Here is a 23619-nt window from a genome sequence, read left to right on the forward strand (position 1 = left end):
GTTATGCTTCCTTCATCGCTATGAAGGAGGCTTTTTTTATGAATTTAGGATTGAAAGAAATGTGGCGGCAAAAACGAAAATTTTCTCTCATCTTCGTGATCACGCTACTCATCGTCTTGTTGTCGACATTGATCACCGGACTCGCGGACGGCCTGGCTTATGATAACGGGGCCACCTTGCGTGAACTCGATGTCGAGTCGTTTCAACTGGCCGATGATGCCGACGGGCAATTGACCCGCTCGTTCATCGAACTGCCGACGCCCGATGCGCTCACCCCGCTCGGCGTCAAATCGATGACGCTCGTCCATGGGACGAAAAAACAGGATGCCACATTATTCACACTACCGAAAGATTCGACAATCGGCCCCGAGCTTGACCTCGCCGTCGGGGACGTGCTCGTCGACCCAAGTTTTCTCGGTGACGTCGAGATCGGAGATACGGTTCGCGACTTTACGTCCGGGTATGCATTCACCGTCGTCGGGACGACGGACGGTCGCTATAGCCACGCCCCGGTCATCTGGGCAACACAGGACACGTGGAAAGCGTTCCAGACGTCTAGCGGTCAGCCCGCCTACGTCTCGGCCTGGCTCGGGAAGGCTGACACCTCACTCGCGCCGATGACGAAACAGGAAGTCGTTGAGGCCGTCCCTGGGTATACGGCAGAGCAAGGCACATTCATGATGATGCGCGGCTTCTTGCTGTTCATCGGAGCGTTCATCTTGACCGCGTTCTTTTATATGTTGACGCTCCAAAAGCTCCCGGAGCTCGGGATTTTGAAAGCAATCGGGATTCGTCCCCGTGTGATCGGCACGGCACTCGTCATCCAGGTCATGGTCACAGTGCTCACGGCGAGCCTGCTAGCCACGGTGCTGACAGGGCTCACCGGCACGTTCGTCCCCGACGCCATCCCGTTCCGGTTCGACTTGGGCAACGTGCTCGCATATGGTGCGATCATGGCCGTCCTCTCACTCATCGGGACGCTGTTGCCACTTTGGAAATTACGCCGGCTTGACGCCGCCGACGCGCTAGGAGGAATTGGACAATGAAATTGACGAATATTTGCCATACGTATGACGGACAGCCCATTTTGCGTGGCATCAATTTACAGGTCGAGCCCGGGGAATGTATCGGCATCATCGGACCGAGCGGGAGCGGGAAGAGCACGTTGCTCCAAATTCTTGGTTTATTGAAACAACCTGATGTTGGGCACATCGAGCTTGAGGGACGGGAGTTGCTCGCTGCGAGTGAAGAAGAACGACGCTTGCTTCGCTTGAATGAAATCGGCTTCGTGTTTCAGCAGGCCCACCTCGTTCCATATTTGACGGTTCGAGAACAACTCGAGCTCGTCCAGGCCGACAGCGAATCCAAACAAGACCCGCTCCACCTGCTCGACGTCCTCGGTCTGAGTCATCGCCTCAATCAACTGCCGAAACACTTGTCGGGCGGCGAACGGCAGCGTGTCGCCGTCGCCCGTGCCCTCATCAATCGGCCTCGGCTCTTGTTGGCCGATGAACCGACAGCGAGCCTCGATTTCGAGAACGGGCGCCGGGTCATGGAGTTGCTCGTCGCTGAAGCACGTAATCACGGACGTCGAGTCCTCGTCATCACTCACGATGAACGCATGCTAGACGTCTGCGACCGGGTCCTGTTGCTTCAGGACGGACAGCTTCAACCCTCGCCCCGACACTAACAAAAAGGGAAGACCGCGTCGGTCGCGGCCTTCCCTTTTTGTTGTTCAAGTATGTCACATGGCGTGCACGCGAGGCGGCAGCTCGACCCACTCGCCCGATAGATGGTCCAAATGATGCGTCAGCCAAGCGTTGAAACCGATGACGAGCGTCAATCGACCCGCTTCATCGATGCCCGCCGAGACGACACGAATCAATCTCTCCTCGATATGTTGCGAGACGAGAGTAATGCGGGCGAGCGCGAGCACAGACCGGACAATTTCGTCCGCCGACACGTCGATGGAAACGGCGATGTCCGGGACCGATAGTTCGATTGCCTGCCCAGGCCGACATAAGTAGCGGTCAATTAACACGTCCAAGACGATTCCATGTTGCCGTTCCCCGTTCGTCGGAGCGCGATAAAACGTCACCCCGTCAGTCGTCGTATAATCCGTCTGTCCCATCAAACATGCCTGTAAAAATTGATACATCGCCTGTCGCTCCATCGGTTCATATCCTCCCACTTGGTGACTATTCGCTACCATCATATGTGGCAACTCTATTCGGCACAATGTGTCTTATCTTACATAAGCCTTGGCGTTCCGTCATTGAAAACTCACCATGATCCATATGGCACGTGAATTGGGAACGCGTTTTCGGGTACAATAATGGAGAAAGGAGCGGTTCACATGCAGAAGAGATGGAAGGTTGGACTCGCAACATTATTCACTGGCTATTATGCCATCAGCTACTATGCGTTCAAACGCATGACACGAGGGAAACGCAAGACGCCCGAGATGCTGTTGGCCCCCTACACGAAGGAAGATCAATCCTTTTATCACGACGTGCCATTTGAGCACGTCTCGCTCCGCTCGCAAGACGGATATCGCCTCTATGGGCGTGTCTACCGAAACGAAGGCTCATCGAAGTGGATCGTCTTCGTGCATGGCTATACGGCGTCCCACAGCTTCATGGCCCCGCATTTGGCGATGTTCCATCGCCTCGGCTACAATCTGCTCGCCGTCGATTTGCGGTCCCACGGCGAATCCGAGGGCGTGTACGCCTCGTACGGCTATCATGAGAAACATGACATCGTAGATTGGGTCGACTGGTTGCGGGTTAATGAGTCCGTCTCCGAGGTCGGGCTGCATGGCGTGTCGATGGGCGCCGCCTCGATTTTACAGGCCGGTCCATTGACAGATGTCGATTTTTTGATTGCCGAGTGCCCGTTCGACGACATGAGACAACTCATGCGCCATCAGTTGAACGTCTTACACCGACTGCCTGGTGATTTGTTGTTGCCGGGAATCAATTACTTCCTTTGGACGCGAGCCGGATTCCGGATGCACCAAGTCCGACCGAAACGAGCGCTCGCGGCAATCGATGTGCCGGTCTTGTTCATCCATGGGACAGAGGATGATTTCGTCCCTACCTGGATGTCCGTCGAGATGAATGCGCTCAATCGCAAAAATGAGATCGCCCTCATCCACGGCGCGGAACATACGAACTGTATTTTGAAAGACCAGCCCGCGTATGAGGCGGCCGTCAGTCAGTTTCTGAATCGACGACGTGAATCGGTCCAGCAATAAAATCGAGCAAGGCATGAACGATCATCACCGGCCAGAGGATACCCATCGCCACATATAAATAACCGAGCCCCCACCCGACGAGACCGGTCACGAGGATGCCTCGGACACCTTGATAAGCGTGGGCCAACCCGAATAACGCTCCGCCGATCAAGGCGAGCATCAGGGGCGAGACGTCCACCCACAATGTGACCGTATAGAGCAGCACGCCACGGAAGATGAACTCTTCGGTCACTCCGGCCGTCCAAGACACGGCGCCCCACGCTCTCGCCTCCTGAATCGTCTGAGGCAACAGCAACCGTTCAATCTCGAGCTCATAATATGGCCGTAACCGGCGCCGCAAACCTGGGGACGTTTTCACGAGCAGATAGAACGCAATCAATGCCGAGATGAGGACACTCGTCAAAAAGAAGAACTGCCAGGCGCGCAAATCCCCTTCAGCCGGGGCGAAGCCAAGCCCGACTGCTTCAGGCGGGACCTGGAACAAAAAGACGAGGGCGAGCAACAGCAAGCAGAGTCCCCACGCCGATTTGATGGTCTGATCGTACACGCGGCTTCGCCCGAGCGTTTCAATCATCGGTTTCATCAACCGGGCGTTGAACAACTGGACAATCAATAAGTACACGAGAATGATGGTAAAGACGGCCTGTTCGAGCATGAATATCCACTCCTGTCCTTCCTGTTAGCTATATGCTACACTATTCGGGTATTGTCTAGAAAGCTAGGAGGCGGAATCTTGAAACGATTGATTTTGCGACTGACCGGTCTCTTGCTTGTGATCGTGCTGTGCCTCGGCGCAATCGGCTGGTTTGGTCAACATGATAAAGTGAACAACGCCCTTTACCGGGCCTATTACGGGGATCATGGCATCCCCGCCGTCCATCGTGACGTTTATGAGGATGCGGCGGCGACCTATGACGTCGATTGGCGACTCCTCGCCGCGGTCCATCGCGTCGAGACGATTTTCTCCCATAGCTCATCGATGCGTTCATCGGTCGGGGCGATTGGTCCGTTCCAATTCATGCCGCGGACGTGGCTCGGTTGGCAGTACGACACCAACGACCAAAAAGGAGATGTCCCCGAGGATGAAGTCGATTTGACAGACCTCGCCCTTATCGAACAGTATGGCGGTCTCGGACGGGACGGCAACAACGACGGTCAGGCCGACCCGCACAGTCTCGTCGATTCGGCCCATACGGCCGCATATTATTTGAGTGAGCACGGTGGGACGACGGCAGACTCGACGGATTCGATTCGGAACGCCATCTTCGAGTACAACCGAAGTGAGCAGTATGTCAACGATGTGATGTCGTTTTATGAGTCATATCAAACTGACGTGTCTTATTTACCAGATGACAAGGCGTCGGCGACGCAACAAGTCGCCCGCTATACGATTCGCTATTTGGAATGGTTCGCCGGCTGGGTCTGACCTGGCACTATTTGAGCAAAAGTGAGGAAACATTATGAACACCCATATCGAGGAAGTGACGATTCGCGTCAAGTCGGTCTTCAATGAGGACAAGACGAAACGATATATGCGAACGTACGAATTCACCGATGTCGTCGACGGCGTCATCTGTGCCGTCATTATCTACTCGCCCCGGATGAGCGATGCCTTCTTGTCCGGCACGACCACGCAGCGGGCGTATATGCTCATGCGTAACCATCTCGATCAACCAATTCGTGAGATGCGCGTTATCAGTCTCGTCCCGACGCTTGCCATCAATGACAATCTGCCTTACGTCGAGTCTCAGCTTGACGAGGTCAACTTTCATTACGTGGAGGAAACGCTCGACGAGGTTGAGGCGACCGGCGGGATGATCATCGTCGGCTGGGGCTCTCCAGGACGCTTGATGCACCATGCGACTCCGTATAAGACGCTGTTCGCCGACCATGAGGCTCATATGTTCTGTATCGGTACGACGTCCAAAGGCGAGCCGCAACAGATTCGTATGGCCAACGAGAACACTGTGCTCGAGGCGTTCAATAACGAATCGGTCAAACCGAAGTTTAGAATCGTGAAAGAAACGAAACAAGACGACTCCGAGTGAGTCGTCTTGTTTCGTTTATATGCCAATCCATACGCTCACTCCGAACAATACAATCAAGAGCGACGCCAACAGAAAGTCGTACCGAGTGATGGCGACGACTTCATACGTCGCTCGTGGTTCGCCCGTGAACCCGCGTGCCTCCATCGAGAACGCGATGCGTTCCGCTTGTCGGATCGATCCTGCCAGAAGCGGGATGATTAAATTCGGAACGTGCCGAATGTGATCGAGTCGCGTCTCTAAACGAACGCCTCGCAAAGCATGCGTTTCATACAGCTGCATCAGTTCATGCTTCAAAATCGGAAAGAAACGAAAGCCGACGAAGACACTGTAAGCGATTTTAGGCGACAACTTCCCTTGTTGCATCAAGCTGTAGACGAACCGTTTGGGGTCCGTCGTCAGTGTGAATAGGAGTGATAACGCGGTGAATGCTAATACCCGTAAGGAGAGCGTCGATGCTAGCATCACATTTTCGACGGTCACGTCGTTGCCGAACAGCGTGAACATGACCTCCCCGCCCGCCTCTTTTCCAAAGACGAGCGTCGTCCACAATGTCCCGAGCGCGGTGAATAAAAACGGAATCATGAACAGCCCCCAGCGTTTCCAGTTCACGTTAGAAAAGAGAATTTGAAGTATAAGCGTTCCGATGAATACAGCAAGCGGCGTCCATGGATTGTACATAAAGGCGAGACCGAACATGAGCAACGTGACGGTCAGAAATTTAATCGTCGGGTTCATCTCATGAAACGTCATCACGATTCCTCCAGCAATAAACCGTGAGCTTGTAGAAGCTCTGTCTCATTCCAGAGCGATGCATCATATGGCCCACTCAAGTAACCTTCACGCATCAAGTAATATGTGTTCGCGATTCTGGCGAAACTAAGGTCGTGCGTCACAAACAGAACCGTCTGGCCGGCGCGGGTTCGTTCAACCATCAATTCATAAAGCGCACGAAGCGATATCTCATCCTGTCCAGCAGTTGGTTCATCGAACGCGATGAGCCGTTTATTCGAGAGCATCATCACCCCGATGGCGAGCCTTCGTTTTTGACCGTGACTAAGCGAGAGTGGATGGTCGTTACGAAACGGTCCAAGCCCGAGCCGGTTCATGATGTCCTCAATCGGACGATTATGGCCATATGCGAGTTCACGTGTCACATCACTCGTGATAAACAGACGAGCCGGAGATTGTGGGACGAGTCCGACTTCTTGATGTTCGCGGGCAAGGCTCTTGAGCCAAGTCGATTTGCCACTGCCGTTTCGACCAAGTACGGCAATGAGATCACCCTCGGCGACGGTCAGCTCGCTCGCTGCTAGTTTGAATGTTATTCGTTTCAATTGCGGTACGTGAAATAAAACAGTATTTCCTTGTGTCACCTTAACCGGAGAGAACGTATAATCCGGGCGGGCAACGAACGGTCCGTCATAGTTGATGCGTCCGTTCACGAGCTCCACTTCTCTATCGAAGAACCCGCCCCATAGGAAGGGTCGATGTTCGATGACGACAACGTTTACCGTCTGTGCGACGTTGTCGAGCCACTGAACGAAACGGGTTGAGGTTTCGGGATCAAGGTGCGCGAGCGGCTCATCGAGTAGTAGCCATTCCGGCTTCCCGATCAAAGCACAGGCGACAGCGATTTGTTGCTTTTCACCACCTGACAGGTCATGAATGACTCGGTCACGATAATCGGTCAACTGCAATTCCGCTAAAATCGTGGCCACACGCGCCATCATCTCGTCCCTCGCCACGGCAAAATTTTCAAGTGTGAAAATCAATTCCTCCTCGACCGTCTGCATGACGAATTGACTGTCAGGATCTTGAAACACCGTTCCAACACGACGATTCACCTCACCAGCTGTATACGTGTCGTAAGAGCGGTCAAACAAATGTAATTTGCCTGTCACGATGCCATCGCAGTTATCCGGGTACAGACGATTCATCAAAGAGAACAATGTCGATTTCCCCGATCCGCTCGCCCCTGTGATGAGCGTCCTCCCAGCCGTTAATTGAAGCGTGATGTCTGTCAATACTTCGCGCTGTTTGTCCGGATAGCGGAACGCCAGCTGTTCTGCCTCAACCATGTACTCGTCCCTTACGCGCGAGGGCATACCCTTCGAGCGCACCCGTACGAAGCAACAAGTCGCTCAAAATCTTACCTCCCAGACCGGCAATGAGCATTCCGCTTGTCGCACGTAACGCGAACATCGTCGCTACGTATGTCGGACTGAGGGCAACGAGTCCACCCATGACATACGTATACGCGAAACTCGTCGCAGCTGCACCAAATCCGGCCAGCATGAGCACCCAAAGGTCATATCGCTTGTAGCCCGTGACCGCAAACGCCGCTTCAGCACCAAGTCCTTGAATGATCCCGACTAAAATAATACGAGGTCCAATCGCGTTACCAATCATCATCTCAATCGTCGCCGCAAGCACTTCTGACAAAAATGCTGCGCCAGGTCGGCGGATGATATAAGCCGCAATAATCGAGACGATGAACCAAATCCCAAAAATCCATTCGTACGCGATTGGTCCAATCAAGCCTGCCCATAGATTCCCGACATGGACGAACGCCAAATAGACGACAGCGAATACGACCGATAAAATGGCCAACAAGACGATTTCTTTTAACTTCCACGACTTAAGCATGCTGCTGTCCCTCGTGTGACGGGCTGTTCACGCTGAACGTGACCGTCATGACGACATGGCTCGTCTTCGCACGGACGCGGTCGAACGTCGCCTCGTAAAATGAAAACACCGGTTCGATGTCGCCGTGAATACCCGAGGCATAATGCATCGAGTCATTGAAAACGCCACGCTCTTTCGCAAACGCAATTTCTTCGTAGATGATGTCCATATACTTCGGGTCCCCGAGCGGATAGAGTGCAAATTGTGAAGATACGTACTGCGAGCCCGCCGTGCCATTCCCCGGCTCAGTCGTCACGTCGAGCAGATTGTCTCCTGCCGTGTCGCCTGGGCAGCCGACCGAGAACGTCCCGCTCATCGACACATGTTCTCCTGTCTTCGTCGCATGTGACAGGACGGCTTTGGCCACATCGAACACATGCTCACTTCGTCCACGGATGACCGTCGAGACGTCGTCGGTATGTCGCCAGACGTTTTGCAAGTTCGTCTCCTTCAATGCCCCTTTGATGACACTCACAAAATCAGACGTCATTGGGCTCAGCGTAAAGCGGAATCCGACGATCGGACTCCTTTCACATTGATTGTTCATGTTCTATTCCCCCTTAATTGTATGTACACAAAAAAGCCGCATCCATGAGAATGCGGCCACTCGTCCAATTTACAAATCCATTAGAAAAAGTGCCACACTTCCTCACGCCGGTATTACCCGGATCGAGTCATAAGGGATTGGAGCCATGCTCACATCTCAGCCGAAGCACCCCTAGTGTAGTCCAATGTATGCGGTTGTCTATGCAACGAAAAGTATAGACGACCACTCCGGATTTGTAAACGGTTTATGTGAAAGTCACGATACCGTTCCCCGGAAGCGTATCTTGCAACGTCGTCCAATCGAGGGTCATCTCCTCGTCTGTCAACAGACACGCGTCGAGTCCGGCCTCGATGACCGAACGCTCCATCCGCTGCCCAATCAAGACGAGCTCCGTCTGACGGTCCCCGTACGGCTCGACGTAATCGGCGGCGAGCTCGGGTTCTGCTGCGAACATAAGACGACGCTCTTCCTTCGGCAGCGTCGCGAGCCAACGTCCTGCGTGTTCAAGCGTCGAGGCGTACCCCGCTTGCGAGAACAGGCAGGCGAGGTCGTTTCGAGAAGCAATCCATAAGAACCCTTTGGCGCGGACGACTTGTTCCGGGAACGCCTCGATCCACGCATGAAGCCGCTCCGGGTGGAACGGACGGCGTCGACGATAGACGAACGAGCTGATGCCGTACTCTTCTGTCTCCGGCGTATGTACTTCCGCCTCAAGCTCGTGAATCCAGCCGGCGGCATGCATCGCCTGCTCGAAATCGAACAGATTGACGTCTAACAGCTCGGTCAATTCTACGTTCGCAAGGACCGACGTCAACAGTTTGGCGGTAGGATTGAGCGCCTTTAACAGCCCGGCCATCTCGTCGACTTCCGTCTCTGTCACGCGGTCCGCCTTGTTCAAGACGATGATGTCCGCGAACTCGATTTGATCGACGAGCAGATCGACGACTTCACGGACGTCCGTCTCATCGATGGCCTGCTTGCGTTCATGGAGTGACTCGCCCGAGTTAAAATCTTTCAAGAATCGATATGCATCGACGACGGTCACCATCGCATCGATATAGACGCGGCTCGTTAAATCGATCCCGAGGGCGTCATCGGCGTATGTAAACGTTTGAGCGACCGGAATCGGTTCTGAGATGCCGGATGATTCGATGATAATCCCGTCGAGTTCACGGTCGTTCGTGATGTCCTGTACCGCTTCGAGCAGGTCCTCACGAAGCGTGCAACAAATGCAGCCGTTCGATAGCTCGACCAATTTTTCGTCCGTCCGCGAGAAACCGCCCTGCTCAATCAATCGTTCGTCGATGTTCAACTCGCTCATGTCGTTGACGATGACCGCATATTTCTTACCTGACCGATTGTTCAACAGATGATTCATCAACGTCGTCTTGCCGCTCCCTAAATAACCGGACAGCACCGTGATTGGAATTCGTTTCATATATCCCCACTCCTAAATCGTAATCATTACTTTTTAGATAATGACGGGTCACCATTGTCTTGTCAAGAAAAAAACACGCCCGTTCCCAGACGTGTTCCTTTCCCTATTCTTCCAACGCCTTGCGTTCCGCCTCGGAGCGGGGATACGTGTTCGCCTGCCACTCGGCCCGATAAATCGAATCGAGCTGCGTCAGACCGACCTCATCCTCATCCTTATCGGCATCGACACTCGGGGCCTCATCCCAGCGCGGATTCAAATACGTGTGGTCGTCTTCCCGGTTCGCATCCAATAGTTTTTGGATCCCGACCCGGGCCACTGCCGCGAGTGCCAAACCGATGCCTGCACGAACGAGCAATCGCTTCACCATTTCTTTACCTCCTTATCGTCCAAACCGATAGAGCGGCATCCCTTTCACGTCTGTATCGATTTTAAAGACCGACCCTGCGTCCGGATGGGCTTTGAGCGCCTCGTCATCCATCCCTTCACGAGCCGTCGTGATGGCGAGTTGGTTCAAGTTGTCGCCGACAAAACAGCACGACGTGACGTTCGGGGCCGGCACGAGCACCTCGAGCACTTTTTCACCCGTCTCCGGGTTCCAGCGCGAGACGCGGCCGCCGGCAAAGTGCGCAATCCATAAGAACCCTTCCTCATCGGACGTCATGCCGTCCGGGAATCCTTCTTCGACTGTGAAATCGATGATGGCCTCCCCTTCGCCGAGCGTACCCGTCTTCAAGTCAAAGGCGTATTTACGGACCGTCTCGGTCGGTGTATCGATATGATAGAACGTCGAATGGTCGGGTGACCATGTCAGTCCGTTCGATAATGTCAACTCGCTCAACATGACCTCGGTCGTGCCGTCGCGATTCAGACGGTATAGCGTCGCTTGTTCCGCCTCGTCTTCAAGATGGAGCGTGCCGGCGAAGATGCGTCCGTACGGGTCGGCTTTGCCGTCATTGAAGCGGAGCTTTCCTTCTGGGTCGTCGAGTTCGACGATTTTATCGAGCTCTTTTGACGTCTCGTCCCACTCATAAATCCCGTCTTTCAAGCCGACGACGACGCCGTCCGTCACTTTCGGGACCGCGAACCCGATCTGTTGTCCCATATCGAACGACGACAGTTCATCTTCTTTCTCATCGTACCACCAGAGTGTATGTCCCTCGATATCGACCCAATAGAAGCGTTTCAGTTCCGCATCCCAACACGGCCCTTCCCCAAGCGTATTTCGAACTCGAATCCATAACGCAGCGTTTACTGTCTCCATTGAATTGCCTCCACTCTCTACATTGATTTCAAGTGACTATTCCCTGAGGGGGCAATCTCTATTCAACATTTCCCAAAATAGCAACCGCTCGGAAGAAAAATATTGAACCGGGCCGGCATCCTTCTAGGGCAGAAGACAAAAAAACTCCTTGAATCATGAGATTCAAGGAGTCTCTGTCATTTTGCGCCTTCGACATTCATATGCTTGCTGCGCAACTGGCCACAGGCCGCATCGATATCGGTCCCGTGCTCGAGGCGGACCCCGGTATTGATGCCCCGTTTCTTCAAGACGTCATAAAACGCCATGATGTCCTCGGACGTGCTCCGCTCATACTGGATATGCTCGTTGACCGGGTTGTACGGAATCAAGTTGACGTATGACTTGTCTTTAATATCGTCAATCAAGTCGGCAAGTTCCTCGGCGTGCTCAGGCAAATCGTTCACTTTCGATAAGAGAATATATTCGAACGTGATCCGCTTGTTCGTCGTTTCGACGTAATAACGGATGGCCGGCATGAGCTTGTCGAGCGGGAACGCCCGGTTGATTTTCATGATTTGCGTCCGAAGCGCGTCGTTCGGCGCGTGGAGCGACAGCGCCAAATTAATGCGCAAATCGAGGTCCGCGAACTTGTAAATCTTGTCGGCGATTCCGCTCGTCGACACGTTGATTTTACGCGGTGCGATCGCGAGGCCGCGCTCGTCCTTGACGACACGGAGGAAGTCGACCAAGTTGTCGAAGTTATCGAACGGTTCCCCGATTCCCATGACAACGATATGGCTGACGCGAGCACCTTCCCCGACCTCGTCCAAGTAGTGTTGCACGGTCATGATTTGTTCGACGACTTCACCGGCCGTCAAATCGCGTGTCTTCTTCAACAGACCACTCGCACAGAAGCTACAGCCGATATTGCAGCCGACCTGTGTCGTCACACAGACCGAACGTCCGTATTTGTGACGCATGAGCACCGTCTCGATATAGTGCCCGTCGTGTAATTTAAGTAAAAATTTGACCGTCCCGTCGCCCGCTTCTTGTTTGACGAACAGGTCTTGCGTCGAGATGACGTATTCGGCGGCGAGCGCCTCACGCACTTCAGCGCGAACCGAGATGTCCTCGATGTGCTTGACTCGGTCGATATAGAGTGAGTCCCAGATTTGTCTCGCGTGGAAGGCACTGTATCCCCAAGAGACGCACGCTTCCGACAGCTGATCGAATGTCAGCCCGTATATAGATGGTTTCATTGCTATCTGTCCTTTCTTCAATCCGCATACGTACCATTGTAGCGGACGTGGACGACCGGTGCAACGTTCTTATAACGGTGGGACGGGACGTGTCACATGACGCTCGAACGCGTAGGCGAGACGAATCAAGTCGCATTCGGCATAGCTCGTCCCGGTGAACGATAGACCGAACGGGGCCCCGCTCGCCTTCAAGCGATACGGGATCGTGACGGTCGGATGGCCGGCTTTCGCCGCCATGTCATAATTGTGGTCATGCGGCAAGACGAGGGCATGAAGTTCCTGCTCGGCCAACAATCGGTCGATGCCGTCCGTCTTGGCGTGATAAACGTCGTCGAGGCGGCGCGTCAAATAGGCGTCCTCAATCAAGCGGCCCGATTGTTCATCCGCTTTCTCGAACGTCTTCTGTCCATGCGGAATCGTCTCGGGATGACTGTTGTTACAGTTAATCAAATCCGACAACGTCTCATACGGGAGCGTCGTCGAGGCGAGATACGCCTCGATTCCGAGCTTGAACTCATGGTACAGGATATCCCCTTGGTCGAGCCCTGCTTTCGACGGCAGTTCGACGGTGACGACCTCGATGCCGCTCTGTTTCAGCAATGCGATCGCTTCGTCGTAGAGCACCTGCTCTTCTTCAGACAGATCGGTCTTGACGACGCCGACACGCATACCGACTGCTTGCCGCTCATCAAGACAAGTCCGGTAAGGCGGACCGGCCGGAAGATGCGTCGTCGCTGGGTCAGCGGGATCTTCCCCGACCATCGCCTCAAGGGCGAGCACCGCATCCCGTAGTGTCCGTGCCATTGGGCCGGCCGTGTCCTGCGACCGGGAGATCGGGATGATGCCGCTGCGGCTAATCAAACCGACGGTCGGTTTGATGCCAACGATTCCATTATGGACGCTCGGGTGGATAATCGAGCCACTCGTCTCGCTGCCGACGGCAAGCAACGTCAAGTTGGCAGCGACCGCCGACGCCGAACCTGAACTCGACCCTCCGACATCGAGCTTGTCCCCATATGGATTGAGCGTCTGGCCACCAACCCCACTCCAGCCGTTCGGCATGCCCTCAGTCAAAAAGTTGGCCCATTCGGATAAGTTCGCTTTTCCGAGGATGATGGCCCCATTCGCGCGCAGGCTTTGAACGAGATGGGCGTCCCGGCCGGCGAAGTGATGCGCGAGGGCGACGGCCCCGGCCGTCGTCTTCATCAATCCCGCCGTCTCGACATTGTCTTTAATCAACACCGGGATGCCGAGCAACGGCAAGCGGTCACCTCGTCGAAACGCCCGGTCGGCCGCCTCGGCCTCGAACAAGGCGTCCGGGTTCACTTGAATGACCGCTCTCAGCTTGTCGTTCAACTGGGCGATCCGTGTCAAATAGTAGGCCGTCACGTCACGCGCCGTGAACGTTCCTTCTTTATATCCGCGCTGGGCGGTCTCGATATCGAGTTCGAAACATGTGTTTGGTTCAGTCATATAGATTCCTCCTTTGGTCACTCGATGGTATTCGCTATCTCCAGATGATTTCCTGTTTTCGTTCGCCAACGAATATGTAACTTGGTACACTGAAAGAAAAGGGAGGTTACTATGAATCGTTCGTACGTACTCGTCTTATTGTCCGTCTTTGCCTTGTTCTTCTTACAGCTATATGCCGGGGACGCTCCGTATACGCTACCGCTCTCCATCGTCCTCGTCATCTTGATTCTCGGCGCCACCTTGTTCCAACTTCGACGCAAACCAAACCGTTGACGCCGCTTCAAATCTGATGGTATGATGCTCTCACCAACTACATATCGATATCTTGAGTGAACGAGAGACCTGGCTCTATGACTTCACAGCAACCTGCTTCGGCAAGGTGCTACTTCCAGCAAGGCATGTGCCTTGGCCGATATGACAGAGCGCTCATGTCGATGACATGAGCGCTTTTTTTGGGAAAATTGATCGAGGGGGACTTACTAATGGAAAAAGCAACATTCGCAGGCGGCTGTTTTTGGTGCATGGTGACGCCGTTCGAGGAGCAACCTGGCATCGAGTCAATCGTATCCGGTTATACGGGAGGTCACGTCGATGACCCGACGTATGAACAAGTGAAAACAGGGACGACGGGACATTATGAGGTCGTCGAGATCACGTTCGACCCGACGCTGTTCGTTTATGAGCGCCTGCTCGAACTATATTGGATTCAGACCGATCCGACCGATGACGGCGGCCAGTTCCAAGACCGCGGCAGCCAATATGCGCCGGCCATCTTCTATCATACTGAAGAACAACGCGTGAAAGCAGAGCAGAGTCGCGACGCGCTCGCGGCGAGCGGACGATTCAAACAGCCAATCGTCACGAAGATTCTACCGGCCGACACGTTCTATCCGGCCGAGGAATACCATCAAGACTTCCATAAAAAAAATCCGGCCCACTATAAAGAGGACCGGAAGAAATCTGGGCGCGACGCATTCATCGAGCAAGCCTGGTAAACAAAAGACGGGTCGTCTGACCCGTCTTTTTAGCTTTTCGCAATCCCGAGCATGAATCCGGCCACGACGATGAGCCCGATTCCCATAAAGACGAAGACCCGTTCTTTCGTCGTCTTCTCTTCTTTCAATAGATAAATCCCACCGAGCGTCGCCACGACGACGTTCAATTGCGACAAGGCGAACGACGTCGCGATGCCGACCTCACCGCTCGACACGAACAGCCCGAAGTTCCCAATCCCCCAGGCGAGACCGGCCAAGATGTTTTTGAACGTCTTCGGGTCGAACTTCTTGACATCTTTCTCGCGCAAGCTGAACAAGAGCGCTGCGATGAACATCCCGACCGATTGCGGCAAGATGGCCGTGATGCCGTCGACCTCGAAATAGTTCGTCAAGACGGCATACGTCACATAACCGATACTCGACACGAGCAGGACGAGCAAGCCTTTCTTCAAGGCCCCGCTACTGTCGCCGTCTTTGTTCTGCTGATATGACGTCAGTGCCGCCCCGATGATAATCAACACGAGCGCAGAAAAACCGAGCCATAACTCGGTCGACGTCTGCCAATCACCGAGCACGATGACGCCGAACAAGGACGTCCCGACGAGTTGCATACCGGTGCTGATCGGCATCGCTTTCGATACACTTAAAATTTGGAACGATTGGAACTGTAAATATTGCCCGAGTGCCCAGAACACACCGGAGATGAAGCCGGTCACGATTGCTAGCGTCGTGAACTCCGGATTGAATACGAGTGCGATGATGACCGCCATCACCATCGCCCCAATCGTCGTCCCGATTAACTGTTGAATCGGCTTACCACCGACTTTCGACACGATGAGCGGGATACTCCCCCACATCAAGGCAGGTAAGAGTGCGAGTAAAATCATTTCCATAGATAACACCTGCTTTCGTAGAATAACATTACCAATGATTTTCCCACGTTTACGCACGATTAAACTTTGTTCGAAAAAATTTAAAAATATCCATTGCCAAATGTTTTACTAGGATGATATAATAATTTTCGAACGGGGCATTAGCTCAGCTGGGAGAGCGCCACGCTGGCAGCGTGGAGGTCAGCGGTTCGAGCCCGCTATGCTCCATTATGGAAGTCACCACTCATTTGAGGGGTGACTTTTTTTTGCGTCTCCGCCCGGTTTAAGTCACCTGGTAGCGGGTAATGATTGTAAGACATCATTATTCTAAGGGGGACTTACTATGGATCGTGCCTCTGTCGAAGAGACCATTTTAGCCGTCATCGACTGTATGCGGGCAAGCAATCACTGTTTCTCAAAATGTTTACAAGAAGAGGATTTATTGATGGTCGCCGAGTGTATCCGGCTGACGAAAGAATGTTCGGAAGTGTGTGCGCTCGCCTTGAACGCGCTCGAGACCGATTCGGCTTTCACCAAACCGATTGCTGCACTCTGCGCCCAGGTGTGCGACACGTGCGCCGTCGAATGTGGCCGCCACTTGCATGACCATTGCCAACGTTGTTCCGAAGCGTGTCTCCGCTGCGCAGAGGCGTGTCGCAACCTCGTGGCCGCATAATCGCTTTTTAGTCTAACGATATGTTAGACTTTTTTTATACTTGTTTTATGAGAAAGGGACCGATTATGTCATATTCAATTCTTGCCATCGACGTCGAGACGGCCAACCGCGATAGTCGCAGCATCTGCTCTGTCGGCTGGAGCCTACTCGTCGACGGTGAAATCATCGAGACGAACCAACTACTCGTCAATCCAGAAGAAGACTTTGACGCAGGCAATATCCGCGTCCACGGCATCCGGCCGAGCGACGTCTGGGACGCCCCAGCCTTACCCGAGGTGCTTGAACAGCTCTATCCGACGCTGCGGGATGTCGACCTCGTCATGGCGCACAATGCCTCATTTGATATGGGCGCTTTCAAGAAAGCAATCGCCAAATATGATTTATATACGTTTCCGACGATCGAGTACGGCTGTACCGTCAAGCTGTCGAGAAAACTGTATCCTGGACTGCCGAATCACAAGCTGAATACGATGGCGGAATATTTGAACGTCCCGTTCATCCATCACGATGCGGCTGAAGATGCCCGCGTCTGCGCATTGCTCATGCGCGATATGATGCAGAAGACCGGGATACATGACCCGCGTGAACTGCACCGCTTTACATCGGTCAAGCTCGGGAAGCTTGCCTATTAATCGAAATGTACGTCAGACAGGCCAAGACGATCGTCTTGGCCTGTTAGCGTTTAAAGATCCATCTTTTTTGGATGTAATAACTGACGACGAACAAAAGGCTGTCGACAAACACTTTAATCCATACTTCCCCGTCCCGAAACAACAGGAACAATACATAGACGAGACCGGCCGACAACGCCATCTGCAAGCCGACGAGACCGAAGTATTTCGGCATCGCCCGTCTCGCTTTCGAGTCGAACACGACTTTTCGATTCACCACGTAATTGAATAAGGACGAGATGATGCGGGCCAATACCGTCGCAATTAAGACATGGGTCGTCTCTAACCACGGATTCAATAAAAAGATGAACAAGGCATAGGCGCCGATATCTAATAAAAATGAGGCGACCGAGGATAACGAATAGGCTAAAAACATGCGATAAATCAGAATCGAGTCGATGACCGGGCGAAAATGGGATGAGGCGTTCTCGGCCACATACACGGTTTGAATCGGAATCTGTTGAATCGGGACTTGCCAACGTTTCGTGAACGTCAACATGTTCATCTCGAACTCATAACGGTTCCCGGGCACGTCGAGCAACTGTTCCGCATAGCGCAACGGAACGGCCCGTAGACCGGTTTGGGTGTCTTTCAGTCGAAGCCCGCTGCCGACGAGCATGACACCACGTGTCATCTGGTTCCCGAATCGGCTCCGAAACGGAATATGCGCGACAGAAAAATCACGACAGCCCATGACCAGATGGTGCGGCCGTTGAACCCCTGCTTCATACAAGCTTTTTACATCCTCCGGCAGATGCTGTCCGTCCGCATCGACGGTGATGACACCATGCGTACCGGGGAATCGTTCGACGACGTAACGAATCCCCGTCTTCAACGCCGCACCCTTACCTTGATTCCGTTCATGGACGAGAACAGTCGTCACCCACTTCCCGACCTCATCGAAGACAGTTTGGGATGTCTCGACACTCCCATCGTTCACGACGATGACATGGACAAATCCCGTCTCTTTCAGCTCGCGGACAAGTGTGACGAGCGCTTGATCCGGATTATAGGCTGGGATTAAAACGACATACTCATCTAAACGTTCTACGGAATGCATTTGCATCGCCACCCCTCCTTCCCTCCTTCTATACCCAAGACGATGAAAAGTGATTCCTCTGACCGCGGTAAACAAAAAAACACGGTGTCTCGGAGGACACCGTGCCAGATTAACCGATGAAGATGAAGTAAGACGAAGCGAAGTAGACGAGTACGACAAGCACTGACGGCAAGACATAGCGGAACTTCGACGTCACGTCTTTACGAAGGAGCGTATACATGACGAGCACCGACAAGATCGTGATCCCAATCGCAGTCACCAAGTGAGACGCCGACACGTCGGCCAGAATCGAACCGTTGCGGTAAAACACGTCCGACATGGCGATGATAAGCATGTTAAAGATGTTACTTCCTAAAATCGAACCAAACGCCAAGTTGACGTTTCCAAGCTTCAAGGCGACGAAGACAGCCACTGCTTCCGGGAGCGAGGTCGTCGCGGCAATCAAGAAGCTGCCGACGAAGCTCGAACCGAGGCCGGTGACGACGGCGATTTGATCGCCTAACACCGATAGCGCCGTTCCGGCCGCCATGATGACGAGCGCGGCGATGATGAAGCCGATGACCGCACGTTTGACCGTGATCGAGTTCGTCGCACTCGCGCCGACTTCTTGTACCGTCTCGTGGGCAGCCTCACGCTCGACGGCAGGTTGTTGCGGACGTTTTCCGATATAGTAAATCCCAATCCCGTACAATGCCGCGATCAATAAGGCGTCGATTCCGATGCCGAGAACCGTGAAATCGATGCGCACGATGAGAGCAATCATCGTGACGAGCGTCAACATGAGCCCGAGACCGGCCGTATAGAGATGATCTCGGCTCGCTTCATTGAACAAGCGTTTCTGACGATAGAAGAGATCGAACATCGCCAAGATGAAAATGTTGAACAAGTTCGATCCGAGCATGTTCCCGATCGCGATATCCGGATTGTCAATCAAGACGGCCGAGACGCTCGTCGTCACTTCCGGCAGCGATGTCGCACCGGCCAGCAATACCGTCCCGACGAGCATCCCGCTCATCGTCGACTTCTCACTGATGACGTCAGCGTAAGTCGAGAGTTTCATGGCAGCGTAAACGGTGATGGCTGCGGCCAAAATGAAATAAATAAATACCATTTGAATAAGTCTCCCCTTTTTCATGAATTCAAAAAGACCTTTTTATGGACGCCGAAAAAGCATCCATAAAAAGGTCTTGCGGACTTGGTAAGAAGCTCGATGGACCGAGTGCGTTGCACCGTAATGACGACCCATCGACCACAGCTGTGGTCGCTACTCCCCCTCTTATGTTCACGACGAATATATCACGTTACAATTCATTTGACAATCAATTGACCCTTAAATGGGCGACGACGTCATCGACTGGCATCGCCGTCCGGTAAGACAGTTCATCAATCGCTTGGAGTATCGGGAGCGGCAACGGTTTCCAAAGCCCCGCTTCTTTCAATTGTGCGGACAAGCCGTCGAGCTCCGGTTGATTGACGTCCGTGCCGTGGCGATAGCCTTCGCGCATTGCCTCGTGTAACTCATAGGCGGTCTGACAGAGCGTCGTCGTCTCTTGAAGCCAGTCCTCTTCGTGAAATCCGTGCTGTATGACATCAAACAATTTCCCGAGTTTCTCGAACCGCTCGTCGGCGACGCCGTAAAACAATAAGTTCAGCTCGGTCTCGAATGACTCGATGAGCGTCGTCGTCTGTCTAAACGGTCGGAACGCTTGGAGCAGTTCGTGATAATACCATGACTGGTCGCGGAGCGGTCGTCTGAACCGGTCCCGCACTTGTCTCCCGGCAGACTCGACGTCGAGTCGAATCGAACGAAGGTTATGTAACTTGTCCGCCGCCAAGAGCGCCACTTCATCATACTGCATCGTCTGGACGTGTTGAACCGTCATCCGTTTCCGCTCTTCCCATGACAGGTGCTTCCCGGGTTCGGACACTGCTTCGACGAGTCGTCTCACTTCGCTTCCGAATCGTTCCTCGATCTCTTCAGGTGTCGTCAACGTGTCTTCAAGCAAATCGTGGAGCAGGCCGGCCGCCACGACCGGGACCGGTTGCCGGTCTTCGACGAGCAACATCGACACGGCGACGGGATGGGTCAAGTAGGGAATATTCGTTCCTTTTCGAAACTGTCCGTCGTGTCGGACGGCCGCGAATCGGAGTGCCTCTTCAATCAACTGGTGCACGGCGATTCCTCCTTCAATGGGTTGATAAAGCGTCCCCATCCTTTACCCGTGCCTAGTCCTATCTACTCACATCTGTTGTTAAAACATAGGGTAATGGTCCCGGTTAGACGAATTACGGCTCATAAATCATCTTCTTCGTCATCCCGCCGTCAACGACGAGGTTATGCCCGTTGACGAAATCGTTCTGTTCATCAATCAAATAGGCGACCGCACGGACGATATCATCCGGTTTCCCGACCCGGCCCGACGGATGTTGCGCATGATCGATGTCACGGAGCGACTCGTCCGACGTGTGGATCCAACCGGGACTAATCGCATTCACCGTGATCGGGCGTTCCGCGAGCGAGACCGCCATCGATTGGGTCAATGATACGATGCCGCCTTTGGACGCGCCGTACGCTTCCCAATCTGGTTCGTTTTGAAGGGAGCGCGTCGAGGCCAGGTTGATGATGCGGCCATATTCAGCTTTCTCGTTCAACGTTAAGAACGCCTTGGCACAAGCGAACGTCCCGACGAGGTTGACGTCAATCACCTGCTTGAACGTCTCGACGTCAAGTTCAGCCATTGGTTTGACGAGTGACGAGACGCCGCCATTATTGATGAGCACGTGAGCGATACCGACTTGGCGCTGAATGTCAGTGAATACGTGAGCAATCGCCTCATGGTCGCCCAAATCCAGCTCGTGGAACGTCACTCCGTCCAGTTGCGGATCATCGCTTTTATCGAGTCCGATGACGTGATACGTCTCGCGGAAATGACGTGCCAATTCATGTCCGATGCCTTGGCTGACACCTGTGATAATCATAACTTGTTTCATATACATCCCTCCTGCACACTCACATACCCGGATTCGATGGATTTGAGTCCTATCCGTTCGTCCAAAGCCGTTGGTCGGACGTCGTCACGACCGTCGCACCGGCCTCGAGGGCGGCCTCGACTTCCTCGGTCGACGAAATCAGTCCGCCGGCAAAGACCGGGATTCCGGTTTCCGCCTTCACGGCCCGGATATATTTCGGGACGAGACCCGGTAACACTTCAATATAGTCCGGTTGCGTCCGCTTGATGAGGCGATAGCTTCGCTCGAGCGAGCTCGAATCGATTAAAAACAAACGTTGGACCGTTTTGACCTGTTTTTGCTTCGCTTTTAAAATGACGCTTCCTTTCGTCGAGATGATGCCGTACGGACGATACGTCTGGCAAATATACTCGGTCGCATACTCATCTGCCTTCAATCCTTGAATCAGGTCGAGATGGACGAAGACGTGTTTATCGTGGGCCGCCAATAATTGAAACACGGCATCGAGCCGGGCGACGTGCACTTCGAGCAGGACACCGATGTTAAACGGACCTTTTACAAATTTTTCGAGGTCACGCATATCACGCAGGGCGGGTAAAATCGTTTGACCATCTATCATCTGAACACGTCCTTTTTTTCATATCCTGGTTTCATTATTTGAATAACGCGGACCGGAAATCAAGGTTTACCGATTCAATATAGCGGGAAAATAATTTCAACTTATGCACAGAGAGGAAGTAGCGATATGGTCAATGAAGTGGAAGTACGAATCGAGACACCGACACCGGAGGAACATCAGCGCCTTCGCGTCATCGCCGGGATGCCGAAACGTTCCGACTCGGGGACGGTGAAAGGACTGGCCAACACGTTATATGGCGTCTGTCTATATAAAGATGATCACATGGTCGGGATGGGCCGCGTCGTCGGCGACGGCGGAATGGTGTTCCACCTTGTCGATATCGTCGTCGACCCGGATTGTCAGGGGCTCGGGCTCGGAAAATTGATCGTGGAGCAGTTAATGGACTGGATTTTACAGGAAGCCGACGAGACGGCCATCATCAGCCTGATTGCGGATATCCCGGCCGACGGACTGTACCGTCAATTCGGCTTTGACTATTCGCGCCCGGAATCGGTCGGGATGGAATACCAATGGAACCGAGACTGATTTGTTACCCGGTAATCCTGTCTGATATCTGGGGTGTCATATGGAACTGAATATGATCGTCTTACTCGGTTTAGCGTTAGCCGTCATTTCCGTGCTCAGTCTCATCATCGAGCGGTTATTCTTTCCGAGTATTCTTGCCTTTATCGCCATCGGCGTCGCCGTCGGCTTCTTCTGGGACGGAAATGAGGTCTTTAAAATCGCCGGCGAAATCGGGATTATCCTGTTATTCTTTTTACTCGGTTTGAAGTTTCCGCTCGGCGAGTTGATGAAGCGCCTAAAACGGGTATGGAAGGCAGGCGTCTTAGACATCGTGCTCGCCTTTGGCGTCACGATCGGGATTGCCATGCTGTTCGGACTCGATTTTTCACAATCTTTTTTAATCGGTGCCGTTTTATTTGCGACGAGCTCGTCGATTTCCGCGCGCCTGCTTGAACGGCATGCCGATAAACATGAAGATGTGAAAGAGTTCGTCTTGGCGCTCCTCATCTTTGAAGATATCTTCGCCCCGCTCATCTTGACAGTCGCCCCGTTCATCATTCAAGATGAGCCGATTGAAGTGTCCGATATCGGGAAAGTCTTCGCCGGTTTTCTCATCTTTGGCGTCTTACTCTTTATTGGATCGAGCTTCGTCAAAAAACAGCCGAAAATCGCCAAACATCTGTTGCGACAAGATGATGCGAGCATCGGCTTGATTGGCTTGATTCTCTTTTTCGCCGGAATCGGGATGGTGTTCGGACTGTCCGAGATTCTCGGTGCGTTCATTGCCGGGATCATGCTTGCTGGCATCCACGACGTGCGTCCGTTGAAACGGTTGACCGTCCCCGTTCGCGATTTGTTTTTACCGATTTTCTTCATCTCGTTCGGAATTTCAATCAACCTGGAACAAGGCGTCATCGTCAACACGCTCTTCTTCGTCTTAATCGTCTGGGGGGTGTTATCGAAATGGATTGTCGGCCGCGTCGGGGGCCGTCTGTATGGCCTGACACGGGTCCAAGCCAACGAGGCGGGTTTCTCGCTCGCTCCGCGCGGGGAGTTCTCGATTCTTTTCACGGCCCTATCGAACGGGGCAATCAACCTGTTCGTCGGACTATATATTTTCGTCTCGGCTATCATCGGAATCGTCTTGTTCCGCTTCTCTGAGATTTTAGCCGCCAAAACGGAAGAAAAACTTGAAAGAGTCTTGCCTGACGAGAACAAGGATGATTCGAACAAATGAAACGTGATATAAAGGACCGATCTTCTCGAGAAGATTGGTCCTTGTCGT

General features: G+C 53.3%; 28 protein-coding genes, 1 tRNA gene and 2 riboswitches. Of the genes, 12 read left to right on the plus strand and 17 right to left on the minus strand.

Translation table 11 applies throughout. From position 1 onward, the window contains the following. The first annotated feature begins 38 nt into the window (after positions 1 to 38). Together KNP72_RS00070 and KNP72_RS00075 are read left to right on the plus strand one after the other, a co-directional pair. Positions 39 to 1046, plus strand: coding sequence for an ABC transporter permease (locus KNP72_RS00070; RefSeq protein ID WP_214831763.1), 1008 nt, complete (start codon positions 39 to 41; stop codon positions 1044 to 1046). Next, positions 1043 to 1690, plus strand: a complete 648-nt coding sequence (locus KNP72_RS00075) for an ABC transporter ATP-binding protein (protein WP_214720177.1) — start codon at positions 1043 to 1045, stop codon at positions 1688 to 1690. The genes KNP72_RS00070 and KNP72_RS00075 overlap by 4 nt, the downstream gene beginning before the upstream one ends. A gap of 54 nt (positions 1691 to 1744) precedes the next feature. Here the strand turns inward: KNP72_RS00075 and KNP72_RS00080 are convergent, their stop codons facing one another. Further along, complete coding sequence (locus KNP72_RS00080) at positions 1745 to 2173, minus strand: hypothetical protein (RefSeq protein ID WP_214720178.1); 429 nt, start codon at positions 2171 to 2173, stop codon at positions 1745 to 1747. A gap of 183 nt (positions 2174 to 2356) precedes the next feature. Between KNP72_RS00080 and KNP72_RS00085 the strand changes: the two genes are divergently transcribed. Further along, positions 2357 to 3256 carry an alpha/beta hydrolase gene (locus tag KNP72_RS00085; protein ID WP_021067521.1) on the plus strand — a complete coding sequence of 300 codons (900 nt, stop codon included), beginning with the start codon at positions 2357 to 2359 and terminating at the stop codon, positions 3254 to 3256. On the opposite strand, the gene KNP72_RS00090 is transcribed toward KNP72_RS00085, so the two are convergent. Further along, entirely contained in the window at positions 3213 to 3911 is a 699-nt protein-coding gene (locus tag KNP72_RS00090; RefSeq protein ID WP_214720179.1) for a CPBP family intramembrane glutamic endopeptidase, read from the minus strand. The genes KNP72_RS00085 and KNP72_RS00090 overlap by 44 nt on opposite strands. A 78-nt stretch (positions 3912 to 3989) precedes the next feature. Between KNP72_RS00090 and KNP72_RS00095 the strand changes: the two genes are divergently transcribed. Both KNP72_RS00095 and KNP72_RS00100 read left to right on the plus strand, forming a co-directional pair. Beyond that, positions 3990 to 4682, plus strand: a complete 693-nt coding sequence (locus tag KNP72_RS00095) for a lytic transglycosylase domain-containing protein (protein ID WP_251128793.1) — start codon at positions 3990 to 3992, stop codon at positions 4680 to 4682. A gap of 34 nt (positions 4683 to 4716) precedes the next feature. Beyond that, positions 4717 to 5304: a DUF1643 domain-containing protein gene (locus KNP72_RS00100; protein WP_021067524.1), complete on the plus strand. Its 588-nt coding sequence runs from the start codon at positions 4717 to 4719 to the stop codon at positions 5302 to 5304. 15 nt (positions 5305 to 5319) lie between these two features. Here KNP72_RS00100 and KNP72_RS00105 read toward each other — a convergent pair whose 3' ends face one another. The 9 genes from KNP72_RS00105 to KNP72_RS00145 form a co-directional block, all read right to left on the minus strand. Next, positions 5320 to 6054, minus strand: a complete 735-nt coding sequence (locus KNP72_RS00105) for an energy-coupling factor transporter transmembrane component T family protein (RefSeq protein ID WP_214720180.1) — start codon at positions 6052 to 6054, stop codon at positions 5320 to 5322. Next, positions 6054 to 7382, minus strand: coding sequence for an ABC transporter ATP-binding protein (locus KNP72_RS00110; RefSeq protein WP_214720181.1), 1329 nt, complete (start codon positions 7380 to 7382; stop codon positions 6054 to 6056). Before KNP72_RS00110 ends, KNP72_RS00105 begins: the two co-directional genes overlap by 1 nt. Next, entirely contained in the window at positions 7375 to 7950 is a 576-nt protein-coding gene (locus KNP72_RS00115; RefSeq protein WP_214720182.1) for an ECF transporter S component, read from the minus strand. Before KNP72_RS00115 ends, KNP72_RS00110 begins: the two co-directional genes overlap by 8 nt. Further along, the gene (locus KNP72_RS00120) at positions 7943 to 8536 is read right to left on the minus strand and encodes a YkoF family thiamine/hydroxymethylpyrimidine-binding protein (RefSeq protein WP_214720183.1); all 594 of its coding nucleotides are present in this window, start codon (positions 8534 to 8536) and stop codon (positions 7943 to 7945) included. The genes KNP72_RS00115 and KNP72_RS00120 overlap by 8 nt, the downstream gene beginning before the upstream one ends. Positions 8537 to 8618: 82 nt before the next feature. Further along, positions 8619 to 8719, minus strand: a riboswitch (TPP riboswitch). Positions 8720 to 8780: 61 nt separating this feature from the next. Continuing rightward, positions 8781 to 9974 carry a GTP-binding protein gene (locus KNP72_RS00125; RefSeq protein WP_214720184.1) on the minus strand — a complete coding sequence of 398 codons (1194 nt, stop codon included), beginning with the start codon at positions 9972 to 9974 and terminating at the stop codon, positions 8781 to 8783. Between the two features lie 103 nt (positions 9975 to 10077). After that, on the minus strand, positions 10078 to 10341 hold the full coding sequence (locus tag KNP72_RS00130; RefSeq protein WP_021067530.1) for a hypothetical protein: 264 nt from the start codon (positions 10339 to 10341) through the stop codon (positions 10078 to 10080). A gap of 12 nt (positions 10342 to 10353) precedes the next feature. After that, positions 10354 to 11235 (minus strand): SMP-30/gluconolactonase/LRE family protein, encoded by an 882-nt coding sequence (locus KNP72_RS00135; protein WP_214720185.1) that lies wholly within the window; start codon positions 11233 to 11235, stop codon positions 10354 to 10356. A gap of 176 nt (positions 11236 to 11411) precedes the next feature. Continuing rightward, on the minus strand, positions 11412 to 12473 hold the full coding sequence (rlmN, locus tag KNP72_RS00140; RefSeq protein WP_214831765.1) for a dual-specificity RNA methyltransferase RlmN: 1062 nt from the start codon (positions 12471 to 12473) through the stop codon (positions 11412 to 11414). Between the two features lie 69 nt (positions 12474 to 12542). After that, positions 12543 to 13946 (minus strand): amidase family protein, encoded by a 1404-nt coding sequence (locus KNP72_RS00145; RefSeq protein WP_214720187.1) that lies wholly within the window; start codon positions 13944 to 13946, stop codon positions 12543 to 12545. Between the two features lie 111 nt (positions 13947 to 14057). Here KNP72_RS00145 and KNP72_RS00150 point away from each other — a divergent pair, with 111 nt between their 5' ends. Both KNP72_RS00150 and msrA read left to right on the plus strand, forming a co-directional pair. Continuing rightward, complete coding sequence (locus tag KNP72_RS00150; protein ID WP_021067534.1) at positions 14058 to 14219, plus strand: hypothetical protein; 162 nt, start codon at positions 14058 to 14060, stop codon at positions 14217 to 14219. A gap of 44 nt (positions 14220 to 14263) precedes the next feature. Then, positions 14264 to 14364, plus strand: a riboswitch (SAM riboswitch). A 64-nt stretch (positions 14365 to 14428) separates the two neighbouring features. Then, positions 14429 to 14941 (plus strand): peptide-methionine (S)-S-oxide reductase MsrA, encoded by a 513-nt coding sequence (gene msrA, locus KNP72_RS00155; RefSeq protein ID WP_034806547.1) that lies wholly within the window; start codon positions 14429 to 14431, stop codon positions 14939 to 14941. Positions 14942 to 14970: 29 nt separating this feature from the next. Here the strand turns inward: msrA and KNP72_RS00160 are convergent, their stop codons facing one another. Continuing rightward, positions 14971 to 15834: a GRP family sugar transporter gene (locus KNP72_RS00160; protein WP_214720188.1), complete on the minus strand. Its 864-nt coding sequence runs from the start codon at positions 15832 to 15834 to the stop codon at positions 14971 to 14973. A 134-nt stretch (positions 15835 to 15968) separates the two neighbouring features. Between KNP72_RS00160 and KNP72_RS00165 the strand changes: the two genes are divergently transcribed. From KNP72_RS00165 to KNP72_RS00175, 3 genes are all read left to right on the plus strand, one after another. Beyond that, positions 15969 to 16041, plus strand: a tRNA-Ala gene (locus KNP72_RS00165). A 115-nt stretch (positions 16042 to 16156) separates the two neighbouring features. Continuing rightward, positions 16157 to 16489, plus strand: a complete 333-nt coding sequence (locus tag KNP72_RS00170; protein ID WP_021067537.1) for a four-helix bundle copper-binding protein — start codon at positions 16157 to 16159, stop codon at positions 16487 to 16489. 65 nt (positions 16490 to 16554) lie between these two features. Next, a complete protein-coding gene (locus tag KNP72_RS00175; RefSeq protein WP_214720189.1) occupies positions 16555 to 17121 on the plus strand; it encodes a 3'-5' exonuclease in 567 nt (188 codons plus the stop codon). A 43-nt stretch (positions 17122 to 17164) separates the two neighbouring features. Here the strand turns inward: KNP72_RS00175 and KNP72_RS00180 are convergent, their stop codons facing one another. From KNP72_RS00180 to KNP72_RS00200, 5 genes are all read right to left on the minus strand, one after another. Next, complete coding sequence (locus tag KNP72_RS00180) at positions 17165 to 18226, minus strand: bifunctional glycosyltransferase family 2/GtrA family protein (RefSeq protein WP_214831767.1); 1062 nt, start codon at positions 18224 to 18226, stop codon at positions 17165 to 17167. A 103-nt stretch (positions 18227 to 18329) separates the two neighbouring features. Further along, positions 18330 to 19331, minus strand: coding sequence for a sodium:calcium antiporter (locus KNP72_RS00185; protein ID WP_214720191.1), 1002 nt, complete (start codon positions 19329 to 19331; stop codon positions 18330 to 18332). Positions 19332 to 19539: 208 nt separating this feature from the next. Then, positions 19540 to 20394, minus strand: a complete 855-nt coding sequence (locus KNP72_RS00190; RefSeq protein ID WP_286038408.1) for an HD domain-containing protein — start codon at positions 20392 to 20394, stop codon at positions 19540 to 19542. A gap of 112 nt (positions 20395 to 20506) precedes the next feature. Beyond that, a complete protein-coding gene (locus tag KNP72_RS00195) occupies positions 20507 to 21211 on the minus strand; it encodes an SDR family NAD(P)-dependent oxidoreductase (RefSeq protein WP_214720193.1) in 705 nt (234 codons plus the stop codon). Positions 21212 to 21260: 49 nt separating this feature from the next. Beyond that, positions 21261 to 21809, minus strand: coding sequence for a glycerol-3-phosphate responsive antiterminator (locus KNP72_RS00200; protein WP_214720194.1), 549 nt, complete (start codon positions 21807 to 21809; stop codon positions 21261 to 21263). 126 nt (positions 21810 to 21935) lie between these two features. Here KNP72_RS00200 and KNP72_RS00205 point away from each other — a divergent pair, with 126 nt between their 5' ends. Both KNP72_RS00205 and KNP72_RS00210 read left to right on the plus strand, forming a co-directional pair. Next, positions 21936 to 22355, plus strand: coding sequence for a GNAT family N-acetyltransferase (locus tag KNP72_RS00205; protein ID WP_214720195.1), 420 nt, complete (start codon positions 21936 to 21938; stop codon positions 22353 to 22355). Positions 22356 to 22395: 40 nt separating this feature from the next. Then, positions 22396 to 23571, plus strand: coding sequence for a cation:proton antiporter (locus KNP72_RS00210; RefSeq protein ID WP_214720196.1), 1176 nt, complete (start codon positions 22396 to 22398; stop codon positions 23569 to 23571). The last annotated feature ends 48 nt before the right edge of the window (positions 23572 to 23619 follow it).

It is taken from the genome of Exiguobacterium sp. s152 (assembly GCF_018618335.1).
GTDB lineage: Bacteria > Bacillota > Bacilli > Exiguobacteriales > Exiguobacteriaceae > Exiguobacterium > Exiguobacterium chiriqhucha.

Bases quoted from the DNA above. Each gene is read 5' to 3' on its own strand.
- KNP72_RS00105 (WP_214720180.1), bottom strand. From the start codon at position 6,054: ATGACGTTTCATGAGATGAACCCGACGATTAAATTTCTGACCGTCACG.
- msrA (WP_034806547.1), top strand. From the start codon at position 14,429: ATGGAAAAAGCAACATTCGCAGGCGGCTGTTTTTGGTGCATGGTGACG.
- KNP72_RS00175 (WP_214720189.1), top strand. From the start codon at position 16,555: ATGTCATATTCAATTCTTGCCATCGACGTCGAGACGGCCAACCGCGAT.
- KNP72_RS00120 (WP_214720183.1), bottom strand. From the start codon at position 8,536: ATGAACAATCAATGTGAAAGGAGTCCGATCGTCGGATTCCGCTTTACG.
- KNP72_RS00090 (WP_214720179.1), bottom strand. From the start codon at position 3,911: ATGCTCGAACAGGCCGTCTTTACCATCATTCTCGTGTACTTATTGATT.
- rlmN (WP_214831765.1), bottom strand. From the start codon at position 12,473: ATGAAACCATCTATATACGGGCTGACATTCGATCAGCTGTCGGAAGCG.
- KNP72_RS00145 (WP_214720187.1), bottom strand. From the start codon at position 13,946: ATGACTGAACCAAACACATGTTTCGAACTCGATATCGAGACCGCCCAG.
- KNP72_RS00205 (WP_214720195.1), top strand. From the start codon at position 21,936: ATGGTCAATGAAGTGGAAGTACGAATCGAGACACCGACACCGGAGGAA.
- KNP72_RS00180 (WP_214831767.1), bottom strand. From the start codon at position 18,226: ATGCAAATGCATTCCGTAGAACGTTTAGATGAGTATGTCGTTTTAATC.
- KNP72_RS00195 (WP_214720193.1), bottom strand. From the start codon at position 21,211: ATGAAACAAGTTATGATTATCACAGGTGTCAGCCAAGGCATCGGACAT.
- KNP72_RS00200 (WP_214720194.1), bottom strand. From the start codon at position 21,809: ATGATAGATGGTCAAACGATTTTACCCGCCCTGCGTGATATGCGTGAC.
- KNP72_RS00170 (WP_021067537.1), top strand. From the start codon at position 16,157: ATGGATCGTGCCTCTGTCGAAGAGACCATTTTAGCCGTCATCGACTGT.
- KNP72_RS00135 (WP_214720185.1), bottom strand. From the start codon at position 11,235: ATGGAGACAGTAAACGCTGCGTTATGGATTCGAGTTCGAAATACGCTT.
- KNP72_RS00110 (WP_214720181.1), bottom strand. From the start codon at position 7,382: ATGGTTGAGGCAGAACAGCTGGCGTTCCGCTATCCGGACAAACAGCGC.
- KNP72_RS00070 (WP_214831763.1), top strand. From the start codon at position 39: ATGAATTTAGGATTGAAAGAAATGTGGCGGCAAAAACGAAAATTTTCT.
- KNP72_RS00115 (WP_214720182.1), bottom strand. From the start codon at position 7,950: ATGCTTAAGTCGTGGAAGTTAAAAGAAATCGTCTTGTTGGCCATTTTA.
- KNP72_RS00075 (WP_214720177.1), top strand. From the start codon at position 1,043: ATGAAATTGACGAATATTTGCCATACGTATGACGGACAGCCCATTTTG.
- KNP72_RS00185 (WP_214720191.1), bottom strand. From the start codon at position 19,331: ATGGTATTTATTTATTTCATTTTGGCCGCAGCCATCACCGTTTACGCT.
- KNP72_RS00080 (WP_214720178.1), bottom strand. From the start codon at position 2,173: ATGGAGCGACAGGCGATGTATCAATTTTTACAGGCATGTTTGATGGGA.
- KNP72_RS00085 (WP_021067521.1), top strand. From the start codon at position 2,357: ATGCAGAAGAGATGGAAGGTTGGACTCGCAACATTATTCACTGGCTAT.
- KNP72_RS00160 (WP_214720188.1), bottom strand. From the start codon at position 15,834: ATGGAAATGATTTTACTCGCACTCTTACCTGCCTTGATGTGGGGGAGT.
- KNP72_RS00125 (WP_214720184.1), bottom strand. From the start codon at position 9,974: ATGAAACGAATTCCAATCACGGTGCTGTCCGGTTATTTAGGGAGCGGC.
- KNP72_RS00100 (WP_021067524.1), top strand. From the start codon at position 4,717: ATGAACACCCATATCGAGGAAGTGACGATTCGCGTCAAGTCGGTCTTC.
- KNP72_RS00130 (WP_021067530.1), bottom strand. From the start codon at position 10,341: ATGGTGAAGCGATTGCTCGTTCGTGCAGGCATCGGTTTGGCACTCGCG.
- KNP72_RS00150 (WP_021067534.1), top strand. From the start codon at position 14,058: ATGAATCGTTCGTACGTACTCGTCTTATTGTCCGTCTTTGCCTTGTTC.
- KNP72_RS00210 (WP_214720196.1), top strand. From the start codon at position 22,396: ATGGAACTGAATATGATCGTCTTACTCGGTTTAGCGTTAGCCGTCATT.